The sequence below is a fragment of the Pseudophaeobacter sp. EL27 genome, from assembly GCF_900313025.1.
Classification (GTDB): domain Bacteria; phylum Pseudomonadota; class Alphaproteobacteria; order Rhodobacterales; family Rhodobacteraceae; genus Pseudophaeobacter.
On the sequence record NZ_OMPQ01000001.1, the window covers coordinates 1 to 24,399 of the forward strand.

Below are 24,399 nucleotides of genomic sequence, written 5' to 3' on the forward strand. Positions count from 1 at the left end.
GGGGAGCAGCACAAGACTCCCGGCCCCGATCCAAAGACGGGGGGCCCCCCCTGGAGTAACGCGTCCGCAGCTAGTGCAGCAGGCGTTCCAGATAGCGGCCGTAGTCGTTTTTGGCAAAGAGCTTGGCGCGCGCCTCAAGCTGGTCGCGGTCAATCCAGCCCTGCTCAAAGGCGATCTCCTCGAGGCAGCCGGTTTGCAGCCCCTGGCGGTCCTGCAGGGTGCGGACAAAATTGCCGGCCTCCAGCAGCGAGCCATGGGTGCCGGTATCCAGCCAGGCATAGCCCCGGCCCATGGTTTCCACCCGCAGGGCCTCTTCGTCCAGATAGCTCTGCAATAGATCGGTGATCTCCAGCTCACCGCGGGGAGAGGGCTGCACTGCCCGGGCCCGCTCTGGCGCGGAGCCATCGAGGAAATACAGCCCGGTCACCGCGTAGTTTGACGGTGGGATCTGCGGCTTTTCGATGATCTCGCGGGCGCGGCCACCTGCATCAAAGGCCACCACCCCGTAGCGCTCGGGGTCCGCCACGTGATAGCCAAAGACGGTGCCACCCGCTGGCTGCTGATCCGCCGCGGCCAGCAGCTTGGGCAGACCATGGCCAAAGAAGATATTATCCCCCAAGACCAGCGCCGAGGGGGCGCCATCCAGGAAATCTTCGGCCAGGATAAAGGCCTGGGCCAGCCCATCGGGGGAGGGTTGCACCACATAAGTGAGGTTAACGCCCCATTGGCTGCCATCGCCGAGGGTGCGTTTGAACTGCTCCTGATCCTGCGGCGTGGTGATCAGGCAGATTTCGCGGATGCCAGCCAGCAGCAGGACCGAAAGCGGATAGTAGATCATCGGCTTGTCATAGATCGGCAAGAGCTGTTTCGACACTCCCATGGTAATGGGGTAAAGCCGGGTGCCGGACCCGCCTGCCAGAATAATGCCTTTTCTCGCACTCATGACGCCTCTCCTAAATCTTTCAAAATATCCGCTAAACCGACCCGCCAATCAGGCTGATCAATACCAAAAACAGTCTCTAACGTAGTGCAATCTAATCTTGAGTTTAGTGGTCGCACGGCCGGTGTCGGATAGGCAGATGTTGGGATCTCCGCCACCTGGCAGGTCAGGCCGGCCTGGGCAAAGATCTCAGCTGCGAATCCAGCCCAGCTCACCTCGGGGCTGGCCTGCAAGTGGTAGGTGCCGGATTTTCCCGGCTCCGTGCGCAACTGACGTGCCATCTCCAGACAGGCGGTCGCGATATCGCGCGCAGGTGTCGGTGCGCCGATCTGATCTGCCACAATGGTCAGACTTTCCCGCTCTGCGCCCAGACGCAGCATGGTTTTGACAAAGTTGTTGCCATGGGCCGAGACCACCCAGGAGGTGCGCAGAATGGCATGGGGACCGCCTGCCGCGCGCACCGCCTCTTCCCCCGCCAGCTTGCTGCGCCCATAGGCATTGACCGGTGCTACCATATCTTCGGGCTGCCAGGCCTTCTTGCCGCTGCCGTCAAAGACGTAATCGGTGGAGACATGCACAAAGGGGGTGCCAAGATCGGCGCAGACCTGAGCCATCGCCGCCGGAGCCGCGCCGTTGATCTGGGTCGCCAGCGCCTCTTCCTCCTCGGCACGGTCCACGGCCGTATAGGCAGCGGCATTGATCACCGCAGCGGGTGTCTTGGCGCGGATGATCTCCGCGCAGGCTGCCGGGTCCGACAGATCCGCCTGATCGCGCCCCAGACAGATGACAGCCTCATGGCGCGCCAGTTCCCGCGCCAGCTGGCCGGTTTTTCCAAAGACAAGGATCATTTGCCCCTCCCCCTTCGCCAGAGATAAATCGCCCCGCCCCAGATGCACAGCTCCAGCAAGAAGGTCCAATGCAGCAGGAAGGACAGCACCCAGTGAGACTGGCTGGCGGGGACCTCCACCAGCGCATATAGCTTATCATCAAAGGGCGCCCGCCAGAGAATACCGCCGCTGATACTATCCAGGATAATGTGGAGAAGAAGCGCAGCAAAGAACACCACCGCTGCAGGCAGCAGGACTCGGGCCCAGATTGCCACAACAGGCAGTGTTAGAGCCGCAATAGCGGCCCAAAAAGCCGGCATATGCACCCAATAGCGATGATGATGAACGCTGCCCTGATCTACAAAGTGAAACCATAGCATATCAAGATCGGGCAGCACTGCGCCAATCAGAGCGGCCGGCAGCAGCCAGCGCCTCTCTGGCAGCAAACGCGCCAGCACATAGCCGGAAGGGAGATGCGCCGTTAACATGCGCCCGGGCTCTCCAGATTGCGCTCTGCGGCGCCAAACCGGTTCACAGGCCTCTTCACTGGCCTGTCCCCAACCGCTGCCCCACGCCATCGCGGTTTTGCAGCGCCCGCCACCAGCTCTCATTGTCGAGATACCATTGCACGGTCTTCTCCAGCCCCTCTTCCACCGTGACGCTGGGCCGCCAGCCCAGTTCTTCGCGAATGCGAGAGGGGTCAATGGCATAGCGGGCATCATGGCCAGGGCGATCCGTCACAAAGGTAATCTGGTCCCTGTAGGACAGACCATCAGTGCGCGGACGTTTTGTGTCCAGGATCGTACAAAGCGTCTCAACCAGCTCGAGGTTCGACCGCTCATTCTCGCCGCCAATGTTATAGGTCCGCCCCAGGGCGCCTTTTTGCACCACCGTCAGCAGGGCATCGGCGTGGTCTTCCACATAGAGCCAGTCGCGTACATTGGAGCCATCGCCATAGATCGGCAGCGCCTTGCCCGCCAGCGCGTTCAGAATGACCACCGGGATGAGCTTTTCTGGAAAGTGGAAAGGCCCGTAGTTGTTGGAGCAATTGGTCAGCAAGACCGGCAGCCCATAGGTCTCGGCCCAGGCCCGCACCAGATGATCGCTCGCGGCCTTGCTGGCGGAATAGGGTGAGCGCGGGTCATAGGCGGTACTTTCGGTGAACAGCACATCCGGGTCCGCAGGCAGGCTGCCATAGACTTCATCCGTCGAGATATGATGAAAGCGGAAACCCTCGGGGCGACCTGCCTCAATCCAGTATTTGCGCGCCGCCTCCAGCATATTGAAACTGCCGGTGATATTGGTCTCGATAAAATCGCCGGGCCCGTCAATGGAGCGGTCCACATGGCTCTCGGCTGCCAGATGCATCACCGCATCAGGGGCATGGGCGGCAAAGATCCGGTCCAGCGCGGGCCGGTCGCGAATGTCTGCCTGCTCAAAGACATAGTTGGGGCTCTCCGCCACCTCCGCCACATTCTCCAGGCAGGCGGCATAGGTCAGCGCATCCAGATTGACCACCTCGTGACCATCCGCAATGGCGCGCCGCACCACCGCCGAGCCAATAAAGCCGGCGCCGCCCGTCACCAAAAGTTTCATGAGGGATCTCCTGCCCAGGTAAAGGGACTGTCAAAATCCGCCAGAGCGGGAGCCGCCGCGTCCTTGTCTGACAAGAGCGGTGTGCCGTCAAATCCCCAGTCCACCCCGCAGCTGTCCCAGGCCACGGCGCCATCACAATCGGGCGCATAGTAATCGCTGCACTTATACAGGATCTCACTTTCCGGTGCCCGGGTGATGAACCCATGCAGGAACCCGACAGGCACCAAAAGCTGCTTGCCGTTTTCCGCTGTCAGCTCGATGCCGAACCATTTGCCATAGCTGGGAGAACCCTTGCGAATGTCCACCGCCACATCAAACAGCGCCCCGCGGCCACAGCGCACCAGTTTTGCCTGGGCATGGGGCGGCGATTGAAAATGCAATCCCCGCAGGGTGCCCAGCTGCATCGACAGAGAATGATTGTCCTGCACAAAATCCAGATCAATCCCCTGCTCTGCCAGCCGCTGGCGGCTCCAACACTCACTAAAAAACCCGCGTGCATCACCAAAGCGCTGCGGCACCAGGATCTTCAACCCCGGCAATCCCGTTTCTTCAACCTGCATCTTTTATCACACCACCTCTTACAGCAGCCTTTCCCAGGCGCCCATGCCCGCAAGAAGCAAATACATCGACACGACAGGAAAGGTCATCCACTTCTGGTCCACAAAAAAACCGACCTCGCCATGACGCAACCATGACCCAAACATGGCAAGGCAGGATCCACAAAGCCGCTGCCACCTTGCACCCCAGCCCATTCCCCGGCAAGCATGAGCGCAGAGATTGTCCAAGGTTGAGCCCATTATGAAATTCCTTTTTGTCCATCAGAACATGCCCGGCCAATATCGCGAGCTGCTCAGCTGGCTGGTCAAACAGGGTGGACATGAGATCGCCTTCCTCACCCAGCGCAAGGGGCTGCAGCTGCAGGGGGTTACAACCGTGACCTATCAGGCGCATCACCAGCCCGGCAAAGAGGCCTATGGGCTGTCTAAGGATTGGGAAGCAGCCGCAGGGGTCGGGCTGGGGGCCGCCCAGGCCGCACGCCGTTTGGACCAGGAGCATGGCTTTAAACCCGATATCATCATTGGTCATACCGGCTGGGGTGAACTCTTGTTCATGAAAGAGATCTGGCCGGACGTGCCGGTGATCGGATTCTTTGAATATTTCTACCGAACCTCGGGCGGGCTGGTCGGGTTTGATCCGGATAATCCGCCCAATGATCAGGCGGGCTTTTTTGCCCAGGCCCGCAACACCGTGCCCTATGCCAGCATCGAGGTGGTGGATCAGGGCCATACCCCGACACTCTGGCAACGTGATCGCTTCCCCCAGTCCTTCCACTCCCGCATGTATACCTGCCACGATGGTATTCGCTGCGACCGACTGCTGCCCGACCCGCAAGCCTCGGTCGGCTTGGGGCGTCTGGAACAGCCGCTGACGCGTGAGGACGAGGTCATCACCTATGTGGCCCGCAATATGGAGCGCGCCCGTGGCTTCCATATCATGATGCGCGCCCTGCCCCGGATCCTGGCCGAACGCCCCCAGGCGCGGGTCTTGATGATTGGCGGCAATGAGACCTCCTATGGCACCGAGAGCAGCCACCCGCAGGGCTTACGCGGTGAAATGGAGGCTGAGCTGGGTGACAGCCTTGACTGGAGCCGGGTGCATTTCCTCGGCAAGGTGCCCTACGATGATCTCTGCCGCATCATCCGCATCAGCCGCTGCCACATCTATCTCACCATGCCCTTTGTGCTCAGCTGGTCCCTGCTCGAGGCCATGTCGATGCAGGCCACGGTGGTGGCGGCAGATGTCGCCCCGGTGCGCGAGGCGGTCAGCCATGGGCAGACTGGCATGCTGGTCGATTTCTTTGACCCGGGCGCGCTTGCGGATCAGGTGGTGGATGTTGTGGCCAACCCCGGATCCTATGCCCATCTGGGCCCCGCTGCCCGCGCCCATGTGCTGCAGAATTACGACTTCCTCAGCCATTGCCTGCCGGAACATATCGCCCAAATCAACGCCCTGGTGCCCGCGGCCAAGCGCATCACGCTCTAATCAAATGTTTCGCGCGCGAAACATTTGATGGCCTCCGGCGGGGATATTTAAGGCCAAATGAAGAGCAGGACCCACCACAGATCTGGTTTCATTTGGCCAAAAATATCCTGGGGGGTGAAATCCGGTCCGCCAAGGGCGGCAAAGCCTCCACTCGAGGCTTTGAGGATTGAACGGGGCAAAGCCCCATCTTGGCGCGAGGGGGCAAAGCCCCCTGTTACCCCCCTTAGCCTTCGCTGCGTTTTTTGACCCAGCCGAGGAAAGCGGCATCTGCCTGGCGCAGGCGTGGCCGCCCCGAGCGCCCCCACATGGCGCGCCACTCGGCCTCCAGCGCGTAGACATCCGCCCCCGGCATCAACGCGCGCGCCCGCTCCAGGGTCGCGGGTTTCAACACCGGCGCATCTGCTACTCCAGGCTCTAACACGGCATGTTTCTGGGAAAAGCGTATCAGATCTCCGGGCAGCTCTTCCATGGCATAATCCGGCAGCGGCTGGGCCTGGATCATGTCGCGGATCATCTTGCGAAACACCCGGCGCGGACTGGCGGAGCCGGATTTCTTCAGCAGGGTCTCCACCGAGATGGTCCAGGCATTTTGGCGGCCGCAATGTTTGCGCGTCAGCTCATAGATGCGCCGTTCCAGCGGTTTGCGCAGGCGGAAATAATCGCGGCTCAGCGTCAGCACCGATTTCGACAGGACTGCGCGAAACAGCCAATCCGACAGCGTCACCGCCACATTGACCATGCGTCCGCCGCGTGCTTTGCGCACGATCTCCCATTTCTCGATCAGACCAAAGCCCGAGGTCACCTCTTCGCCGCCGGTGACAATATTGGTGGTGATGCGGGTGCCCGCCAGCCGCTCAAAGCTCTCGCGCAACCGCCGGTAGGCATCGCCCGAGGTCTCGCGATTGGTGGCGATCAACAGATCATGCGCCTTCAGATGCAGGGTGCGCGACAGGGCCCGCCCGGCATTCTGCGCCGCCATCAGCTGGCTGATGCAGAAGATCAGGATATCCTTGTCATGGATCGTCGCCAGGCCTTTGACGCTGGGCACCACGGTGATCTGCGCCCCGTTGTGCTCATAGTTCAGGATCCGCCGATCCGGACGCGTCGCCAGAGAAAACAGCGGATGTTCCATCGAGGCCAGATCGTTTTTGGGAATCGCATCAAAGATATCGCAGAGGAAAAATCCCCCCGCGGCCTCAGCTGGATATGCTCCGCCTGCCCCTGCCATGACTGCCCCGCCCATTTCGCCTGCTGCCCCCCAGGTATCGCGTCTGATCTGCCAGACTCCCGGGGTGACTCGTTTTCGTGGTTTTGATTACGCCTACCCTAGAGTTATCCACAAGCTTTCTCAACGGGGTTCCGGAATCGCTGCTTCGGGGGTTTGGAGTCATTTCAACGGGGTTTCAGAGTCACTACAGATGAAAAATCACCGCCAATCGCCAGTAAAAAAAGGCCTTTCAGCCATCGTCCCTGTGCCTATAACTATAATATAACTCATAAATAACAGGGTAGAAAAATTTTCACCCCCAAAAAGCCTGGGCTTTCCCCTCGTGCACAGGCTTGATTTGCTTAGAAAAAGAAAAAGACCTGCGCATATTCTTCCCATGTGCCACCTTTTCTGCTATCAGACCATAAAGGCGATACATCGCACACTTGGGGCAGGAAGAGGCAAAGCAATCCGCCCCCAAGCGAGTAACCAGCGGGCAGAGGCAGCACAGCAGCATGGCACGAGATATCCACAAGGCAGGCGCAGGGCTCCCTCCCTATTTCAACATTGATCCCGATGCAGCCCTGGCAGAGCTTGAGGCGCCAACCAGCACCTCCGGCTTTGCCGAGATTGCCGAGGGCTGTACCCGGGGGCGGGCAGATCTCTCCAGCCGCGGCATGAACGAGCAGGGCCGCAAGGAGCTGCGGCTGTTTTCCACCTGGGAAATCACCCGCTATCTGATCCCCGTTGCCCAGGCCCATTTCCGCCGGGTGCTCAAGGCCAATCCGGACCTGCCCCAGGGGCGCTCAGAGACCGAGGGCGGCGCCAAATGGTTCACTCTGGATGAGGTGCTGGTGCTCAGGGCGCATTTTGGCGCCCAGGGCTCCAAGGCCAAGGATTATACGCCCTACCGCCCCAAGGGCCTGCCGGCCAAACTGGTCTCGGTGGCCAATTTCAAAGGCGGCGTTGGCAAGACCTCAACGGCGGCACATCTGGCGATGTCGGCGGCGCTGGATGGCTACAAGGTGCTGGTGATTGATCTGGACAGCCAGGGGTCGATGACCTCGATCTTTGGCGGCAAGGTGGAGGATGAATGGCAAACCGCCTTTCCGCTGCTGGCGCGCCACTACGGTGAGCACCTGCGGGTTGAAAACCAGCGCCGCCTGGATCGCGGTGAAGCGCCACAGCCGCTGGATGACACGCTTTCAGCCGCCATGGAGATGACCTCCGCAGATGTGATCCAAAGCACCCATTGGCCCAATATCGATCTCATCGGGGCACAGCTGAACCTCTATTGGGCCGAGTTCCAGATCCCGGTCTGGCGCATGGCGGCGCGCTCCTGGAAACTCTGGGATGCGCTCACCGACCGGCTCGAGGCAGACGGGGTGCTGGATGACTATGATCTGGTCTTCATCGACACCCCCCCGGCGCTTGGCTATCTGACCATCAACGGGCTGGCAGCCTCGGATATCCTGCTGGTGCCCGTTGGCGCCTCTTTTCTGGAGTTCGACAGTACGGGGCGGTTTTTTGACATGCTGCATTCCACCTTTGCCTCCATTGAGGAGGGCGAGAACCTGGCGGCCCGGGCTCTGGGGCGGCCAGAGATGGGATTTGAATGGGATGCGGTGCGCGCAGTGATCACCCGCTATGATGCTGCCCAGCAAGGCGAGCTGGCGGGGGTGATGCAGGCCTATATGGGGCCGGTGCTCTCGCCGCATAAGCAGGATTTCACCGCCCTGATCGGTCAGGCCGGCGAACAGGTCTCTGGCATCTACGAGGCGGATTACCGCGATTTCAATCGCGAAACCTACGCGCGTGGGCGCGAAACATTTGACGCCACCTATGCCGCCTTCAAGCGGCTGCTGCTGGGGGTCTGGCGGCGCGGCGAGCTGGAGCGCGCGGCCGAAATGCAAGAGCAGCGCACGCCGGCCTAAGGCTCTAACAAGGTGAAGCGTCCAGGGTTGGCGCGATGAGGAGATCAGCAGATGGCAAAACGCAAACGGCTTTCCCCGGCACAAAACACCTATCTCGCGGGCGCGCCTGAGGCTAAATCCGCCCTCGCCGGGCCGCTGCCAACCCCGGCTGCCAGCGCCGCCCCCATTGCCCAGGTGGCGGGTGAGGCCTCGGCCTCGGCGGCGCTGCAGGAGGTCAGCCAGGTGCTGCAGCAGGCGCGCGCGCGCGGGCTGATGGTGGAAGAGATTGCTCTGGAGCGGATCGACGAGACCCATCTGGTGCGCGATCGTATTGATCAGGACGCCGATGAGATGGAGGCACTGATCTCCTCTTTGCGGGCCCGTGGCCAGCAGACTCCGATCGAGGTGGTACCGCTGGAGGGGCGCATTGACGGAAAATCCTGGGGGCTGATCTCGGGCTGGCGGCGGCTTTCGGCACTGCGCAGACTCTACGCTGAGACTTCAGACTCTGATTTTGCCACCATCAAAGCCCTGGTGATCCGGCCTGATAGTGCCGAGGCAGCCTATGTGGCGATGGTGGAAGAGAATGAAATCCGGGTCAATCTCTCCCATTATGAACGCGCCCGCATTGCCGTGCGCGCCCTCAAGGAAGGGGTCTTCCCCAGTCTGAAAAAGGCGCTGCAGGGGCTGTTTGCCAATGCGCCGCGGGCCAAGCGCTCCAAGATCGGCAGCTTTGTCACCCTGGTTGAGGCGCTGGATGCGGTGCTTTACTTCCCCACTGCCATCAGCGAAAAACTGGGTCTCGCCCTGGTGCGCCAGATCGGCGAGGACCCGGAGTTTGCCACCCGGCTCAAAGCGGCGCTGCAGGCCGCGGAGCGCGGCACAGCGGCTGAGGAGCTGGCGGTATTGAACGCCGCCCTTGCCGCGGATCAAGAACAAGACACGAGCCTAACCTCACCGTTAGAGCCACAGGTGGCGGCGGGAGGAGCGGTGAATAGCCCGCCCAGAGTTCGCCAGACCACAGCAGAGGTGGGGACCCAGGAACGGGTCACAACCCAGCTTGCACCGGGCCTGCGCCTTGGCTTTCAGCCGGGGGCACAACGCATCGAGCTGAGCGGCACGGCGGTGGATGCCGCGTTGCTGGAAGATCTAAAAGCCTGGCTGGCGCAGCGCTAGGCCGCGCCCTGCCCGCTTTGGGGATCGAAAGAGGCACGCAAATGCGTGCCTCTTTCGTGTCTATTTGGCCTGTTTGGACCTGTTCCAATTTCGGATCTTTTGGCCTAAATGTTTCGCGCGCGAAACATTTGGTGGCTTTCCTGGGCATCCCTGGCGGGCGCTTCCAGCTGTCGCAGATCCAGATCCGGGGTTTGACATGGCGGCGCAAGTGTGAGTTTTGAGGCGCAAAGAGACCGGGGCTGGCGGGACTGGCATTGGCATGGATCAGCGCCGGCAGGGTTGCAAAGAAATCCTGCACCACATCGCGGCGGGTATGGCGGTCCTGGGGGGCATTGCTGCCAAAGCGGCGCACCAGCATATTCTCGGGTCCCACCAGCTTGAAAAAGGGCTCCAGCTGTTTGCGCGCCGGGTAAAAGAAGGTCAGCGGACTGGGCAGGGCGGCGAGCCGGTCGCCATTGCCGCGAATGCGCTGTTGCAGGGTCGAACAATAGAGTTCCGCCGGATCGCGTAGATAGGCCAGCACGGTGATCCGCGAGAAACTGCGCTGCAGCCTGGTGATCAGCTGGCTCGGGTCACTGAGACCTGAGAAATGCTCGCTTGAGATCAGGGTGAGCGGCGGGCGCCGGACCTGGACCTCTGCCTCAAAGCGCTGCCAGCAGTCCGCGCTCCAGGCCCGCGCCACCCGCAGATTGCCGGCCGCAAAGCGCCGGATCAGGTTTTGCTGCGCCGCCACAGACAGCAGCCCGGCACGGCTGCGTTGCAGCGCCGCCGCCTCGGTCTGGGCGATCTGCGCCAGGGTCATGGTGATCCGGTGCTGGCCTTTGGGTGGCGCGCGGTGCAGATTGCGCAGCCGCAGATATTCCAACGCATCGGGCGGCAGAGAGATCTTCTGCAGCGCCGGGCTCTGTGGCAGCACCAGCCGGGGCGGGTTCTGACAGCCCAGCATCTGCAGAAACTGGCTGAGCAATGTTTTGGCGCTGAGGGATTTTTCATAGAGCCGCACCTGCAGCGCCGGGGCGCCAAAGGTGTCGCTCCAGCGGCGCAGCAGCCGTTCATTGTCGAGAAAAAACAGCCCGTGTTCGCAGATATAGGTCTCCAGAGTGCGCGCCTCGCGGGTTTTGAGATCCTTGACCAGCTGGTTGTAGAAACTCTCAAGATAGCTGGCGGGGTTGCGCATGTAAAAGAGCACCCGCACCCGGTAGCGGCGCGACAGCCCCTGCAGACGAGAGAGGTCTTGCAGCCATTCAAAATTCTCGGAACTCAGCAGCACATCCCTGGCCGGGCTGGCGTCGATTTCGCGCAGCAGCTCGGGCCAGTCGCCCAGGGCCTCCAGCGGCTGATTGCGCTGCTCAGGGTCGCGCAGCTGTAGCGCCAGCGGGTGATGGCCGCTGAAATAGCGCCCGGATTTTGGATAGAGCAGCCCGGCGCGCGCCAGCAGATCACCATTGGCGGCCAATGCGTTTTGCAGCGTGGTGGTGGCGGTCTTATGGGACCCGATATGGAAATGCAGCGTTTTTTTGCCCATGTTTGGCAGCCTGTGGGAAAATCCGAGAAAATCAACCCCCGCCTGTGTTTGGGTAAATTTATGCACCTTGAGGGTATCAAGCTTCCTGCCGAGACCAACACAGGGGGAAACGGGGGCAGCGAGAGGCGGCTTGCCTCCCAGGGGAGGTCGCGCAAGGCTTGCACTCTGGCTGCCCAGACCGTACCCCGGTAAAGAGAGGCCAGCTCGCCTGTGTCAGGGCCTCGCGATCTCTGGGATCTGTGAGGCTTGGGGCAGGTGAAACTGGGGGCAGGTAGAAAAGGAATGCCGATGAAACGAGCGCTTATTACCGGTGTGACCGGCCAGGACGGATCTTATCTGGCGGAGTTTCTGCTGGAGAAGGGCTATGAGGTACATGGTATCAAACGCCGGGCCTCGTCGTTCAACACCCAGCGGGTGGATCACATCTATGAGGATCCGCATGTGGATCATGCGCGCTTCAAGCTGCATTACGGCGATCTTACCGATTCCTCCAACCTGACCCGGATCCTGCAGGATGTGCAGCCCGATGAGGTCTATAACCTTGGCGCCCAGTCCCATGTGGCGGTCTCGTTTGAGAGCCCGGAATACACCGCGGATGTGGATGCCATGGGCACATTGCGCCTGCTCGAGGCGATCCGCTTTCTGGGGCTGGAGAAAAAGACCCGTTTCTATCAGGCCTCGACATCCGAGCTTTACGGTCTGGTCCAGGAAACCCCACAGACCGAGACCACGCCCTTTCATCCGCGTTCGCCCTATGCGGTGGCCAAGATGTATGCCTATTGGATCACCGTGAACTACCGCGAGGCCTATGGCATGTATGCCTGCAACGGCATCCTGTTCAACCACGAGAGCCCACGCCGCGGTGAGACCTTTGTCACCCGCAAGATCACCCGCGGCTTGGCCAATATCGCCCAGGGGCTGGAGCCCTGTCTCTATATGGGCAATATCGATGCGCTGCGCGACTGGGGCCATGCCAAGGACTATGTGCGGATGCAGTGGATGATGCTGCAGCAGGAGGTGCCGGAGGATTTTGTCATCGCCACCGGGGTGCAATATTCGGTACGCCAATTCATTGAATGGTCCGCAGCCGAGCTGGGGATCACCCTGGAATTCAGCGGCTCTGGCATTGATGAGATCGCCACCGTGGCGGCGATCAGCGGCGACAAGGCCCCGGCGCTGAGCGTTGGCGATGTGGTGCTGCGCATTGATCCGCGCTATTTCCGCCCGGCCGAGGTGGAGACCCTGCTGGGTGATCCTGCCAAGGCCAAGGCCAAACTTGGCTGGGTGCCGGAGATCACCGTGCAGGACATGTGCGCCGAAATGGCGGCCTCGGATCTGAAGGCAGCGCAGCGCGCCAGGGTGCTGAAGGATCACGGCTATGACGAACCCGTCGCCCGCGAGGATTGAGATCATGAGCGCAGGACAGGAGAGCCCCGCTTTGGGCGGCAAACCGAGGATGCTATTGACCGGCGGCGGCGGTCTGGTGGGGCGCAATATCCAGGCCCATCCCGGCGCTGCCAACTGGCATATTCTGGCCCCGCGCAGCGCTGAGCTGGATCTGACGGATGCGGGGGCCGTTGACGCCTATCTTGCCCGGCACCAGCCGGATCTGGTGGTGCATGCGGCGGGGCGCGTCGGCGGTATCCAGGCCAATATGGCCAATCCGGTGGCCTTTCTGGACGAAAACACCGCCATCGGGCGCAATATCATCATGGGGGCGCATCGGGCCGGGCTCCGTCAGTTTCTCAACCTGGCCTCGACCTGCATCTACCCCCGCGCCGCCGAGAACCCCCTGCGCGAAGAGATGGTGCTGACCGGCACGCTGGAGCCCACCAATGAGGGCTATGCCATTGCCAAGATCCTGGCGCTGCGCCTGTGCGAGTATATCCGCCGCGAGGATGAGGGCGCCCAGTACAAGACGCTGATCCCCTGCAATCTCTACGGGGCCTATGACAAATTCGACCCGAAACACTCGCATCTGCTGCCGGCCATCATCCACAAGGTGCATCAGGCGCAAAAGAACGGCGAGACCAGCGTCGAAATCTGGGGCGATGGCACGGCGCGGCGTGAGTTCATGTATGCCGCCGATCTGGCCGATGCGGTGCTGCGCGCCGCTGCCGATATGGCAAGCCTGCCGGATAGCCTGAACATCGGCCTGGGCCAGGACCATACAATCAATGACTACTACGCCACCGTGGCCGAGGTGATTGGCTGGGACGGCACGTTCACCCATGATCTGAGCAAGCCGGTGGGCATGAAGCAGAAACTCTGCGATACCGCGCGCCAGCAGGACTGGGGCTGGCAGGCCCCGACCTCGCTGCGGGACGGCATCGCGCAGACCTATCGCCACTATTTGGAAAGCGGATACGCATGAGCCCCATTTACCCTCTCGCCACCTCCTCCTGGGATCAGGCGGAACAGGATGCGCTGCAGCGCGTCATCGACAGCGACATGTATTCCATGGGCCCCGAGGTGCGGGCCTTTGAAGAAGAATTTGCTGCGCATTTTGGCAGCAAACATGCGGTGATGGTCAACTCCGGCTCCTCGGCCAACCTGCTGATGCTGGCGGCATTGCGCTATACCAAGAATGATGATCTGCGGCTGATGCCCGGCGATGAGATCATCGTGCCCGCGGTCAGCTGGTCCACCACCTATTACCCGCTGCAGCAATATGGCCTGCGACTGAAATTTGTCGATATCGACCGGGCCACGCTGAACTATGATCTCACCGCGCTGGAGGCGGCGATCAGCGACAAGACCCGCGCCCTGATGGTGGTGAACCTGCTCGGCAACCCCAATGATTTTGAGGTGCTGCAGGGGCTTTGTGCGCCGCGCGGCATCGTGATGATCGAGGACAACTGCGAATCCATGGGGGCGACATTTGGCGGCAAACAGGCCGGCACCTTTGGCGTCATGGGCTCCTATTCCTCGTTCTTCTCGCATCACATCTCCACCATGGAAGGCGGCATGGTGACCTGCGATGACGAGGAGCTTTATCATGTGATGCTGTCTCTGCGCGCTCATGGCTGGACCCGCAACCTGCCCAAGTTCAACCATGTGACCGGCGAGAAATCTGAGGACCCCTTTGAGGAAAGCTTCCGCTTTGTGCTGCCGGGCTACAACCTGCGCCCGCTGGAGATGTCCGGTGCGCTGGGGCGCGAACAGCTGAAGAAACTGCCGGATCTCATCAAGGGCCGGCGTGCCAATGGGGCGCTGGTGCAGGAGCAGCTGGGCAATCATGCCAAATTTGCCATCCAGCAGGAGATCGGCTGTTCCAGCTGGTTTGGGTTCTCATTGGTGATCCGCGAGGGCTCCGGGGTCAACCGCGCCGATCTGGTGAAACAACTGCTGGCCAAGGGCTTTGAATGCCGTCCCATCGTGGCGGGCAATTTTGCCAAGAACGCGGTGATGCAGTATTTCGATTATGAAATCCACGGCAGCCTGACCAATGCCGATTACATCGATGCCAATGGGCTGTTTGTGGGCAACCACCACTATCCCATCCCCGAGGCCGTCGCGGCCCTGGCTGAGATCTAAAACCAGCTGGCCTGCGCCCTAGCGCAGCAGCCATTCCTCCAGCTGGTCAGAGATGCCCCGCATCCGCCGCCAGCGGCGGGCGCAGGGCTGGCCCCGGCGCAGACGCCATTGCCATCCGATCCCAGCCGAAAGGCCGCCCTGGAGCTCAGCGCTGATGGTGGGCTGCTGTTTGCGCTGGACGCGTTGGGGCAGGGGGTGCGCAGCCTGTTGCGGGTGGCGGCGGATGGCGGGCTCAGCCTGGCCGATCAGCTGAATGACACCCTGGCGACCCGGTTTGGCGGCGCCTGCGTGCTGGAGCTGGTGCAGGTCGGCGATCATGTGCTGGTGCTGGCGGCCGGCACTGACGATGGGCTGAGCCTGTTGCGGCTGCTGCCGTCGGGGCAACTCCTGCATGTGACCAGCCTGGCCCAGGCCGAGGGCCTGGGGCTGGAGAATGTCACCGCGCTGGAAACGGCGGTGCTTGGGGATCAGCTGGAGATCTATGTCAGTTCCGGCACTGCGGGCGGGATCTCCCGGTTTAGTCTCGATCTGTCAAACCTGGGTCTGGTGCACCGTGTCACCCAGGGCGGGCTTTGGGGCGGCAGTGGCGATGATCTGCTACAGGGGGAGATTGGCCCAGAGGGCGAGACGGGTGCGGTGACCCTGAATGGCGGGGCGGGCGATGATATTCTGGTGGCCAGCCATGCCGGCAGCCGGTTGACCGGCGGGACGAGCGCCGATCTCTTTGTTGTCGGGCCAGCCCGCGGAACGGTGACTCTGACAGATTTTCGCCCCGGCACCGATCATCTGGACCTGTCGCTGATCCCCGATCTTTACAGCCCGGCGCAGCTGCAGGTGCACAGCCTCGCTGGCGGCATGCGCCTGCAGTTTGGCGACTGCGAGATTGTGGTGCAGCGCGCCGGGGGCGGGGCGCTGAGCCTCAGCGATATCTGGCCCGATGGGCGCTTCACCACGCCGGACCGGATCGCGCCGACAGAGACCCCGGAGCAGAAGATCCAATATGGCGGCGGCGGCGCCGATCAGCTGGGCAACGACAAGCTCAAAGGCAATGCCGGGGTGGATCTGCTCTATGGTGGTGCGGGCAATGATGACCTGCGCGGCGGCACTGGCAATGACCGGATCTGGGGCGAGGCCGGGGCCAATCTGCTGGTCGGTCAGGCCGGAGCGGACAGCCTGTTTGGCGGCGGTGCCAATGACACCCTGAAGGGCGGCGCCGACGCCGATTGGGCCTGGGGCTATGACGGCGATGACAGCTTTCGGGGCGGGCGCGGGCGTGACCATCTGTTTGGCGGCAATGGCAATGACAGCCTCTCCGGCGATATCGGCGGCGACTGGCTCAGCGGCGGCGCCGGCGCTGACAGTTTTATCTTTGGCCGCAAACACGGCCAGGACGTGATCACCGATTTCACCCCCGGCGAAGACCGCATTGATCTGCGCGGCATGAATGTCGCGGGAGATGATTTCTCGGACCTGGAGATCAGCCAGCAATCGGGCGGTGTTCTGGTGGTCACCGGCAATGGCCAGATCCTGTTGCAGGGGCTCGAGCTGGATGCGGTCACCGCGGATGATTTCCTGTTCTGAATTGGGGTGTGATGGGTTATTAAACATAATATTGCTTATTGGGTGAAGGGTTCCCTAGAGGTGCGCGCCTCTAGTTTGACCGGGGTTGCAGCTGGTGCCTGCCCCGGTGCCCATCCCATAGGTCCCCCTGCCCGCCGCTGTCTGGGCGCGGTGGTTTGCGCCCCCCTGCTCTTTGTTTGCCTGTGCGGGGGCGGGCGCAAGGTCGTTAAAATTGTCCGCACTCTCTACAGGATGCTTATGGTATTTTTACTCTTCCATGGCTTGCCTAGAGCATCGGATCAGAGGTCCCATTTGGGAGAGAAAATCCAGCAAGGAGCGGCAGTCGGTTTGTCAGACTGTGGGCGTACCGCCCGGGATGTGCCCGGGATGTGAATGTCTCGGGCTCGCGACACTGGGTTGATAGAAGCATAGGGAAGCGTGGATTGGCCATGACAGCAGAGAACACGGCACAGAAACCAGCGATATCCAAACGCAGAAGGCTGCCCTTCTCCAGTATTGGGGCCAAGCTTACCTTGATCCTGTTGGCGCTGGGGGCGGCCACGGCGGTGGGCGGTGTTCTGGTCTCTATTGTGTTTGGCCAGGTGGGCAGCCAGATGCAGGAGCTGTCGGGGCAAAAGTTGCCGCATCTTGAGATGAGCCAGAAGCTGGGGGAATCCGCCAGCAAAAGCAAAAACGCCATGACCCGGATCCTGCTCTCGACCAATGAGGCCGAGCTGGCGGGTGCCGAAGAGACCGTGGTGCAGGCCGCTGAGGCCCTGAACGCCAGTATCGCCAGATTGCCGGGCGAGGAGCAAGAGGGCTTTAAGACTGAGGCGGCAGATGCGGCAGAGACCTTGAAAAGCCTGGTGGCAGCGCGGCGCAGCGCCTTTCGCAACCAGGCCTGGATCGAAACCCAGACCGCTGAACTGCAGGGCTATAGCGAGGCTTTGCAGGGCAAGCTGCTGGTGGTGGCTGAGGAGGCCTATGCCAACCTGATGGCGGGGGGCGATGCAACCATTACCCAGGTGGATGAGGTGCTGGTCGATCTGGTGGAAAAACAATTTGGCGGCTTGCAGACCCTGCTCGAGGCCCGGGGCGATATCAACATGCTGTCGGGCGCGGCCTTGGCGCTGGGACATGTGCGCGATGTGAAGACCCGCAAGGAGCTGGAGCGCATGGCCGAGGAGGCCTTGTCGCGGCTGGAGCCGGTGCTGGGGCAGCTGGAAGAGATTGGCCTGGACGCCTTTGGCGCCAAACGGGTGCGCGCGGGTATTGAAGTCTTCAAGGGCACCCTGAACGCGACCCGCAAGGAGCAGAAGGAAAACCGCAAGATCGTGATGAAGGCCCGCCAGAGCAGTTCGGCGCCGCTGTCGCGGGCGCTGGACAAGATGGTCTTTACCCTGTCGATCGCAGCCAGCCAGGCCAGCGACAACAACAAGCAGGCGATTCAGGGCCTGTTGGACAATCAGGTGGGGGTTCTGCAGGAGCTCTTGCTGGTGACCGGGGCGATCAGCACCTTCCAGCTGGCGGCTTTGGATGTTGCAGCGGCGGCGGATGTTGCGGCGGCACAGGCCACCATTGCGCCAATACAGCAGGCGGCTGAGGCGCTGACGGCATTTTTGGATTTCAATGAGGGCAGTCTTGCGACCGAGTTGAATGGGATGATTGCCCTGGCCGATCCGGCTGCGGGGATGGCCGCCTTTAAGGTGGGCTCGCTGAAAGCGGATGAAGCCGCCACAGAGGCCTCTGATCACACCGCCGAGGTGGTGTTGAGCATTTCCCATCACGCCGCCGATCTGGGTGCGACCAGCCAGGCAGAAATTGCCGAGATGGCCAATGGGATCACCAGCCAGATGGCACTGGCGCAGCAGCGCATGCAGATGTTGCTGCTGGGCTTTGCCGGAATTCTGGTTCTGGCACTGATCCTGACCCGGGTGTTGATCACCCGCCCTCTGGCCAAGATCAGCGAGACCACCGAACATCTGGCCGAAGGCGATCTGAGCCCGGTGAGCGGCTTTGACCGCGCCAGCGATGAGATCTACCAGATTGCCCGCTCCCTGTCGGTGTTCCGCGATGGCCTGGTGGAAAAGGCAGAGAATGAAAAAGCCGCCCAGGCCGAGCGCGAGAAGCGTCAGGCGGATCAGACGGCGGCCGTCACGGCCATTGGCGAGGGCCTGGCGCAGCTGTCACGCGGCAATCTGACCACCCGCATCAATGAGGACATGAGCCCCGGCTACGCCAAGCTGCGCGATGATTTCAACGCGGCGCTGGAGGGTCTGGAACATTCGGTCAGCAGCCTTGGTCTCAGCGGCAAATCCATCGCCGGGGGCACCTCGGAGATCTCCGCCGCCTCGCGCGATCTGTCGGAACGTTCCGAACGCACGGCTCAGACCCTGGCCAGCACCGCCGCCGCGGTGAACCAGCTCTCGGTGTCGATTTCTCAGACCGCCACGGCCTCGGGGGAGGCCTCGGCCTCGGTGGAGGTGGCGCGCCAGAATGCCGATGAAAGCCTGGATGTGGTGCAACAGACCAGCCAGGCGATGGAGAGCATCAAGAGCAGCTCGGAAAAGATCGCCAAGATCATTGGCATGATCGAGAATATCGCCAAACAGACCAACCTGCTGGCGCTGAATGCCGGCGTCGAGGCGGCGCGGGCTGGTGATGTTGGCAAGGGTTTTGCCGTGGTGGCCTCGGAGGTGCGCACCCTGGCGCATCGCTCCAAGGAGGCGGCCACCGAGATCTCCAACCTGGTGGCCGAAAGCGGTGAAAACGTGGACATAGGCGTTGATCTGGTGGCGCGCAGCGGCGAGGTGATCAGTGAGATCTCCAGCTCTGTGACCAGTGCAGCCGCCCTGATGCAGGAGATTTCCCAGGCCTCCTCGGAACAGTCGGGCAGCCTGAAAGAGATCAATGCCTCGATGGGCAATCTGGACGATGCCACCGCCAAGAACGCCGCCCTCTTCGAGGAGGTCACCTCCTCCAGTGTGGGGCTGTCGCAGGAGGCCCAGGCTATGGATGAGGCCCTTGGCGGCTTCCGGACCGGCAGCGAGAGCGGCGCCCAGGAGGCGGGTCTTGGGGAGGCCAGTGTGGATGGCTCAGGTTTTGATGACACCGGGTTTGACGATATGGGACAGGACAGCTGGGATCAGGATCTGCGCCAGACCGGGTGACGGCCAGAGAGGGAAGGCCAGAGAGAGGGCCAGAGAGGACCTGGGTCAGATACCGTAGTGGCGCAGGCCGCGGAAGAGGAACATCAAGATCAGCATCAGGAAGAACAGGCCAAAGAAATCGCCGATCAGATAGGCGATATAGGCCTCTGGGGTAGCGCCCAGGGCATAGTTGGTCAGCAGCGAGGTGATCACGGAGATCACCAGCCCGATTGCCATGATGCAGGACCAGCAGGGGCTGCGGCCCTCTGCCGGGCTGAGATCACGGTTCAGCAGGCGCAGGACAAAGAAACAGGCGGCAGGCACCAGAACCGCAACGGCAATGGCGGTCAGGCGACTGGGCACAAAGGCACCCCAGCCCGCCACATAGACAAAGGCAATAACAACCCCCGGCAGCATTGCCACAACAGAGCGCCAGCCCAGCAGCCAAGCGGCCAGAACCCGCACCCCATGGGGCAGAAACAACAGGCTGGCGCGGCCAGAAAATTCCGGGAAGAAAATGGCCTGCACTGGCATCAAGACTTCGAAGGTGGCAAAAAAGGCTGCCAGATAGGCAAGCGACACCATGCCCGTTTCTTTTGCCAGCCTGCTCACTGCCACTGTCGGTCCTGTTGCCACTGCTGCCCCTCGTGTATTTCTACCCAGGGTTATCTCGCCGGTGTCTTAACAATATAATAACCACGAACAGAGTTTTTGCACTGTTCCAGGTAGCCCTTGCCCTGCAGGGATTTGAGCGCCCGGAAAAAAGTGGGCCGGGACACATTGGCCAGCAGGGCATGTTCTTGCAGTATCGTTGTCTTGACCGCGCCCGCACTGACTGCGTGATCGCTGGCTGCATAATAAATATCGCGCTCAACAGCCGACAGATCCTGCAATCCCATGGACTGTTCCATGTTCAAGAGCAGTTTTCTCAGTTCCGTTAGTTTGGAAATTTCTGTCATGGGTTTTCTAACCTCAAATAGTCCGTAAATTCTTGCTGACTGTGGTGAAAAAGTAAACAGTGTACCGCTGGTTGAGTGTCATATTGACACTTGAATGTGATTGCTTAAACTCTTTGCCAGTCCGGCAGCTGTGAAAACCGTGAGTGGTGGCGAGTCGACAAGCTCTTTTTAGCACCTAATTTTTTGCGGACGCGGGATCCTAGGGTTCCGCGTCTGCCTTTTCTGGCCCCGGCCTCCCCTGCCTGCCGGCGGATCAGATGATCCTCTTAGGGTTGTGATGCCTGTTGTCTGGCCTGTTGTCCTGCCAGCTGGCCAGACAACAGGCCAGACTGCTGCCCGAACAATCACCTGAACAATCGCCCAGGCCTGGCCCCTGGAACCTGCCCTGCACCAGAGGCGGCCGCGGCAGCCGGGTAAAAAACTGGACCACATGGCGATCTGCGTGCATCCTGAACGGGGGGCTGCCTGCCGTTTTAGCTTGGGGCCTATCTTATACCTCTGTTTTTAAATGTTATTATCAGTAATCAGTTGGGGGAATGGCCGTGCCGCTAGACATGGAATCCGTAAAGGAGCTGAAGCAGAAGATTAAACTGGCCCGCAATAAGGAGCTGAGTTTTGCGCTGGCTCTGGGCAAAAAACCGGAAGACTGCGCCTTGATCATGCACAAGGAGCGGGGCGGTGATAAGCTGTTGCTGCAGGTCAAAAAAACCGAGGGCGTGCAGCCGCAAAAATCCTGCTATGGCACCCTGACCGTGGATGGCCAGCTGGTCAAACTCGCCTGTCGCACCGATCCGCCGGCCGGGCTGGTGAAAAACTTCCGAATCTTCTTTCGCAGCAATGGCATTCAGATGAAGCTGGCGGTGCTGGCACCGGGGGAGACGGAGTTCAAACTGGATCCGGAAGATGCCGCAGAGGCCGCCCCCGCAGCCCCTGCCGCTGCGACCGCGGCGCAGCAGAGCGAGACGCCCGCCGCCTCCGAAGCCGGGCTGAGCGAGGCTGAGACAGAGGCGTTGCAGGCGCGGATCGATGCGGTGCAGGGCGCGCTTGGCTCGCTTGACGGGGCCATCCTGGATAAAATTGCTCAGGGGCACAGGCAGGCGCAGATGCTGCTGGTCGAGGGCAAGGGCGCAAAGGTGGCAAAACTGCTGGATCAGTTGGAAGCCGCGCTGAAACAGATTGCCAAATCCGCCGCCAGACAGGCCGCAGCGCAGACCGCGGCTGAGGCAGAGGCCGGGGTTGAAACGGGCGCTGAAACTGAGGCCGAAACCGCGCCAGCCGCCGGGGCGGATCCGCTGGCGGCGCGTTGGCAGGAGAGTTTTGCCAAGCTGGACCCGCATGTGCGCCGGGCTCTGGCGGCGGGTCATGGGGATATCGCCCGCATTCAGGCGATCTGGTCCTATGCCCAGGAAAAGGCGGCGGCGGCGGGGTTTGCAGCGGCGCTCAAGGCCATTGGTCAGCTTGCAGGCCCATTGGCCCAGGCGGCAGAGGCGGCGAAACAGGCCGCCACCACCGAGAACGCCGCGGCAGAAGACAGCAGCCAGTTGAAGGCGGCCTGGGATGAGGTTGTGACGCGCTATGCGCCGGTGGTGGCGGCTCTGGTGGCGGCGCAGGATCCGCGGGCACCAAAAATCCAGGCCGCCTGGGATATGGCAGTGCAGGCCGGGCAAAGCGGGAATTTTGACAAGGCCAATATGATTGCGGGGCGGCTGCGCCCGGTACTGGATGCGGCGCCGCAAGCCGCCGCCGCTCCTCAGGCTCCGAGTGCGCCCGGCAAGACCGGGCCTGACGCGGGCGCTGAAACCGCGCGCGCGCCCAAGAAAACCGCCGCCGAAGAGGGGGCACCGCTGGCAGAAAACAGCGATGATCCGGCCAAAAAACAGGCGCTGCAGAATATCGACAAGACACGCGGGGTCCTGCTCCGGGTGGAGGGGTTGATCGCCGCCTTTGGCAGCCCCCATCCCGGCGATTGGGATGCCTCGGTGCAACAGATCGAAGGGCTGCTCTCGACGCCCGAAGAAGCAGCCGAGGCGCCACAGATCGACAAGGCCGCCAAACAGGCCGCGACCCTGCTGGTCGCGCTGGAACCCAAGGTGAAACAGCTCACCCGTGACAAGCAGACCTGGGAGCAGCAGCAGCCGCTGTTTGCCGCCCGTCTGGTGCCGATCAAGGCCCATGCGCTCAAGGATGTCGATCCGGTCAAAGGCAAGCTGAAGGCGCTGGAGGATGAGATCACCGCCGCCGAAGCCGATGCGGCCCGCTTTGAGTTCCAGAAGGCGGCCAGCGGCATTGTCTCCTTCCTCAGCCGCGGCGATGCGCTGGAGGCCCTGGCAGATGATTTTGCCCATTACCGGGCGATCCAGCAGGTGCGGGCGGTCCGGGTCCTGCCCATGCGGGGCAAAACCTCGACCAGGGCGCCGGTTCAGGCGGTCATTGATGATCTTCTGGCGGCCTATGATGACGGGGTGACCGAGGCCGGTAAGGAAGATTTTGAGGCCGCCGTCCGGCTGATGAACAGGGTGCCGGAGCTGGATCAGAAGGTCGAGTTGATGCTGGACCGGGCCAAGAAGCTGGATGGGGATCCGGCGGCAAGCTATTGGGTGACAAAGCAGGGGTTGTTGCAGGCGCTGCAGACCTATCTCACCTATTTCAACTCCTACCCGGCCAATGTGAAGGCCTTGCTGAGCACTGGCATTGCCCGCTGTCAGGCGGCGCTGGCGGCCAATCAGCCGGGGGTGCAGCCGGATCTGCTCAAGGCGGCTGAGGCGCTGGAGCTGGCCGAGCGCGAGGCCGGGGATCTGCGCAAACGCGGCGATAAGGCCAAAGCCTACGTTGCGCTGCGGGCGCTTTTTGACGCCCAGCTGGGGGATTTCAAGGCCCATGCCGGCAAGGCGGGCATTGACGATGTGATCACCCGGATGGAGGCAAATTCCGCGGCCGCCACAACGGCGGCAGGTCAGCGTAAATTTGACGCTGCCACCCGTATTCTGGCGGCGCATCAGGGCGAATGGCCCGGCTATAAGACCCGCGCTGATGACTACCTGGCCTATAAGACCAAACGCGATGCGCTGGAGGCGCGGCTGGTTGAGCTGCGCAAGAAGCCGCAGGCCAGTGCCGCTACGGATGAGCTGGCCTCCTGTGATGTCTATCTGCGTCAGGCCGCGACCCAGGGGGCGGCGCGTGATTACAAAAGCGCGCTGGACAGTATCACCGCAGGCGATGCGGCAGCCGATGTGGCGCAGAACCTGATCGAGATGCGCGCCGAACTGGCGGCGCTGAAAAAGGAGGATGTGCTGGCGGCGGTTGATAAGGATGTGGTGGCCGCCTTTAAGAACTACGACGAACTGGTCAGCTATGTCGCGGGCAAGGATGATGGCGCCTTTGCTACCCTGCGGGCGACGGCGGCAGCCGAGGCCCAGAAGGGCCGTGATGCCTCCCTTGGGGCAAGCCCCGATCTGGACCTGGTCCGGAGCCATCTTGGCACCGCCATCACCCAGCTCGAAGCGATCCTGGAACGGGTGGCCTGCAAGGCCAGCTTTACCAGCCAGCGCGCCGCTATTCGGCCTGCAGTAGAGACTGAACTAAAGGATGGCAGCGCCGCCAATGACAGCTGTCTGGACAGTGAACTCCTGGCGATCAACGCGCTGCTCAGCGCGGCAGATGCGGCCGCCAAGGCACCGGGGCTGGATTTTGGCACCGGGCTGGCAAAGCTCACCGAGGCGCAGCCCCTGGTGCTGGCCGCGCGCAAGAAACTGGCGCGCTATGTCGAGGCCACGCCGCTCAAGGCCCAGTTGGCGGCCTCCAAACGACGTCTCATCCGCAGCCGCGACCGGGCGCTGACCTTTACCAATCCGATCGATGCCCAGGAGAGCCTGCAGATCGAAGTGGCTCAGATCGACGGGTTTCGCACCAAGTTTGATACCGCTTGGGCGGCGTGAAAATATGACGCGGCCCTCCCCCGGCTGAAGGC

At 61.8% G+C, this 24,399-nt stretch carries 17 protein-coding genes; 9 read left to right on the plus strand and 8 right to left on the minus strand.

The window, feature by feature from the left end; all coding sequences use genetic code 11:
• Positions 1-70: 70 nt before the first annotated feature.
• The 5 genes from rfbA to rfbC are packed head-to-tail and all read right to left on the minus strand — an operon-like array spanning position 71 to position 3,923.
• Positions 71-943 (minus strand): glucose-1-phosphate thymidylyltransferase RfbA, encoded by an 873-nt coding sequence (gene rfbA / locus ED661_RS00005; RefSeq protein ID WP_122071894.1) that lies wholly within the window; start codon positions 941-943, stop codon positions 71-73.
• Positions 940-1,788 carry a dTDP-4-dehydrorhamnose reductase gene (rfbD, locus tag ED661_RS00010; RefSeq protein WP_122071895.1) on the minus strand — a complete coding sequence of 283 codons (849 nt, stop codon included), beginning with the start codon at positions 1,786-1,788 and terminating at the stop codon, positions 940-942. Before rfbD ends, rfbA begins: the two co-directional genes overlap by 4 nt.
• Positions 1,785-2,255 (minus strand): metal-dependent hydrolase, encoded by a 471-nt coding sequence (locus tag ED661_RS00015; RefSeq protein ID WP_122071916.1) that lies wholly within the window; start codon positions 2,253-2,255, stop codon positions 1,785-1,787. The genes rfbD and ED661_RS00015 overlap by 4 nt, the downstream gene beginning before the upstream one ends.
• A gap of 55 nt (positions 2,256-2,310) precedes the next feature.
• Positions 2,311-3,363, minus strand: a complete 1,053-nt coding sequence (gene rfbB / locus ED661_RS00020; protein WP_122071897.1) for a dTDP-glucose 4,6-dehydratase — start codon at positions 3,361-3,363, stop codon at positions 2,311-2,313.
• Positions 3,360-3,923 (minus strand): dTDP-4-dehydrorhamnose 3,5-epimerase, encoded by a 564-nt coding sequence (rfbC, locus tag ED661_RS00025; RefSeq protein ID WP_122071898.1) that lies wholly within the window; start codon positions 3,921-3,923, stop codon positions 3,360-3,362. Before rfbC ends, rfbB begins: the two co-directional genes overlap by 4 nt.
• Positions 3,924-4,161: 238 nt before the next feature.
• Between rfbC and ED661_RS00030 the strand changes: the two genes are divergently transcribed.
• The gene (locus ED661_RS00030; RefSeq protein WP_122071900.1) at positions 4,162-5,406 is read left to right on the plus strand and encodes a glycosyltransferase family 4 protein; all 1,245 of its coding nucleotides are present in this window, start codon (positions 4,162-4,164) and stop codon (positions 5,404-5,406) included.
• A gap of 223 nt (positions 5,407-5,629) precedes the next feature.
• On the opposite strand, the gene ED661_RS00035 is transcribed toward ED661_RS00030, so the two are convergent.
• Positions 5,630-6,634 (minus strand): replication initiator protein A, encoded by a 1,005-nt coding sequence (locus tag ED661_RS00035; protein WP_254054726.1) that lies wholly within the window; start codon positions 6,632-6,634, stop codon positions 5,630-5,632.
• A 494-nt stretch (positions 6,635-7,128) separates the two neighbouring features.
• Between ED661_RS00035 and ED661_RS00040 the strand changes: the two genes are divergently transcribed.
• The 7 genes from ED661_RS00040 to ED661_RS00070 all read left to right on the plus strand — a co-directional run bounded on the left by ED661_RS00040 (position 7,129) and on the right by ED661_RS00070 (position 19,494).
• Positions 7,129-8,547 carry an AAA family ATPase gene (locus ED661_RS00040; protein WP_122071903.1) on the plus strand — a complete coding sequence of 473 codons (1,419 nt, stop codon included), beginning with the start codon at positions 7,129-7,131 and terminating at the stop codon, positions 8,545-8,547.
• 51 nt (positions 8,548-8,598) lie between these two features.
• The gene (locus ED661_RS00045; RefSeq protein WP_122071904.1) at positions 8,599-9,702 is read left to right on the plus strand and encodes a ParB N-terminal domain-containing protein; all 1,104 of its coding nucleotides are present in this window, start codon (positions 8,599-8,601) and stop codon (positions 9,700-9,702) included.
• Positions 9,703-11,515: 1,813 nt separating this feature from the next.
• On the plus strand, positions 11,516-12,634 hold the full coding sequence (gmd, locus tag ED661_RS00050) for a GDP-mannose 4,6-dehydratase (RefSeq protein WP_122071918.1): 1,119 nt from the start codon (positions 11,516-11,518) through the stop codon (positions 12,632-12,634).
• Positions 12,635-12,638: 4 nt separating this feature from the next.
• Positions 12,639-13,601, plus strand: a complete 963-nt coding sequence (locus ED661_RS00055; RefSeq protein ID WP_122071906.1) for a GDP-L-fucose synthase — start codon at positions 12,639-12,641, stop codon at positions 13,599-13,601.
• Entirely contained in the window at positions 13,598-14,764 is a 1,167-nt protein-coding gene (locus ED661_RS00060; RefSeq protein ID WP_122071907.1) for a DegT/DnrJ/EryC1/StrS aminotransferase family protein, read from the plus strand. Before ED661_RS00055 ends, ED661_RS00060 begins: the two co-directional genes overlap by 4 nt.
• Positions 14,765-14,872: 108 nt before the next feature.
• Positions 14,873-16,345, plus strand: coding sequence for a calcium-binding protein (locus ED661_RS00065; protein ID WP_122071909.1), 1,473 nt, complete (start codon positions 14,873-14,875; stop codon positions 16,343-16,345).
• Positions 16,346-16,773: 428 nt separating this feature from the next.
• Positions 16,774-19,494, plus strand: coding sequence for a methyl-accepting chemotaxis protein (locus tag ED661_RS00070; RefSeq protein ID WP_122071910.1), 2,721 nt, complete (start codon positions 16,774-16,776; stop codon positions 19,492-19,494).
• 45 nt (positions 19,495-19,539) lie between these two features.
• On the opposite strand, the gene ED661_RS00075 is transcribed toward ED661_RS00070, so the two are convergent.
• Complete coding sequence (locus tag ED661_RS00075) at positions 19,540-20,085, minus strand: hypothetical protein (RefSeq protein WP_254054727.1); 546 nt, start codon at positions 20,083-20,085, stop codon at positions 19,540-19,542.
• A 53-nt stretch (positions 20,086-20,138) separates the two neighbouring features.
• A complete protein-coding gene (locus tag ED661_RS00080; RefSeq protein WP_122071913.1) occupies positions 20,139-20,432 on the minus strand; it encodes a hypothetical protein in 294 nt (97 codons plus the stop codon).
• A gap of 542 nt (positions 20,433-20,974) precedes the next feature.
• Between ED661_RS00080 and ED661_RS00085 the strand changes: the two genes are divergently transcribed.
• Entirely contained in the window at positions 20,975-24,367 is a 3,393-nt protein-coding gene (locus tag ED661_RS00085) for a hypothetical protein (protein WP_162929985.1), read from the plus strand.
• The last annotated feature ends 32 nt before the right edge of the window (positions 24,368-24,399 follow it).

Coding starts and splice junctions, on each gene's coding strand:
- ED661_RS00060 (WP_122071907.1), top strand. CDS start 13,598: ATGAGCCCCATTTACCCTCTCGCCACCTCCTCCTGGGATCAGGCGGAA.
- ED661_RS00055 (WP_122071906.1), top strand. CDS start 12,639: ATGAGCGCAGGACAGGAGAGCCCCGCTTTGGGCGGCAAACCGAGGATG.
- ED661_RS00015 (WP_122071916.1), bottom strand. CDS start 2,255: ATGTTAACGGCGCATCTCCCTTCCGGCTATGTGCTGGCGCGTTTGCTG.
- rfbB (WP_122071897.1), bottom strand. CDS start 3,363: ATGAAACTTTTGGTGACGGGCGGCGCCGGCTTTATTGGCTCGGCGGTG.
- ED661_RS00080 (WP_122071913.1), bottom strand. CDS start 20,432: ATGACAGAAATTTCCAAACTAACGGAACTGAGAAAACTGCTCTTGAAC.
- rfbA (WP_122071894.1), bottom strand. CDS start 943: ATGAGTGCGAGAAAAGGCATTATTCTGGCAGGCGGGTCCGGCACCCGG.
- ED661_RS00070 (WP_122071910.1), top strand. CDS start 16,774: ATGACAGCAGAGAACACGGCACAGAAACCAGCGATATCCAAACGCAGA.
- ED661_RS00035 (WP_254054726.1), bottom strand. CDS start 6,634: ATGGCAGGGGCAGGCGGAGCATATCCAGCTGAGGCCGCGGGGGGATTT.
- ED661_RS00030 (WP_122071900.1), top strand. CDS start 4,162: ATGAAATTCCTTTTTGTCCATCAGAACATGCCCGGCCAATATCGCGAG.
- ED661_RS00045 (WP_122071904.1), top strand. CDS start 8,599: ATGGCAAAACGCAAACGGCTTTCCCCGGCACAAAACACCTATCTCGCG.
- rfbD (WP_122071895.1), bottom strand. CDS start 1,788: ATGATCCTTGTCTTTGGAAAAACCGGCCAGCTGGCGCGGGAACTGGCG.
- rfbC (WP_122071898.1), bottom strand. CDS start 3,923: ATGCAGGTTGAAGAAACGGGATTGCCGGGGTTGAAGATCCTGGTGCCG.
- gmd (WP_122071918.1), top strand. CDS start 11,516: ATGAAACGAGCGCTTATTACCGGTGTGACCGGCCAGGACGGATCTTAT.
- ED661_RS00040 (WP_122071903.1), top strand. CDS start 7,129: ATGGCACGAGATATCCACAAGGCAGGCGCAGGGCTCCCTCCCTATTTC.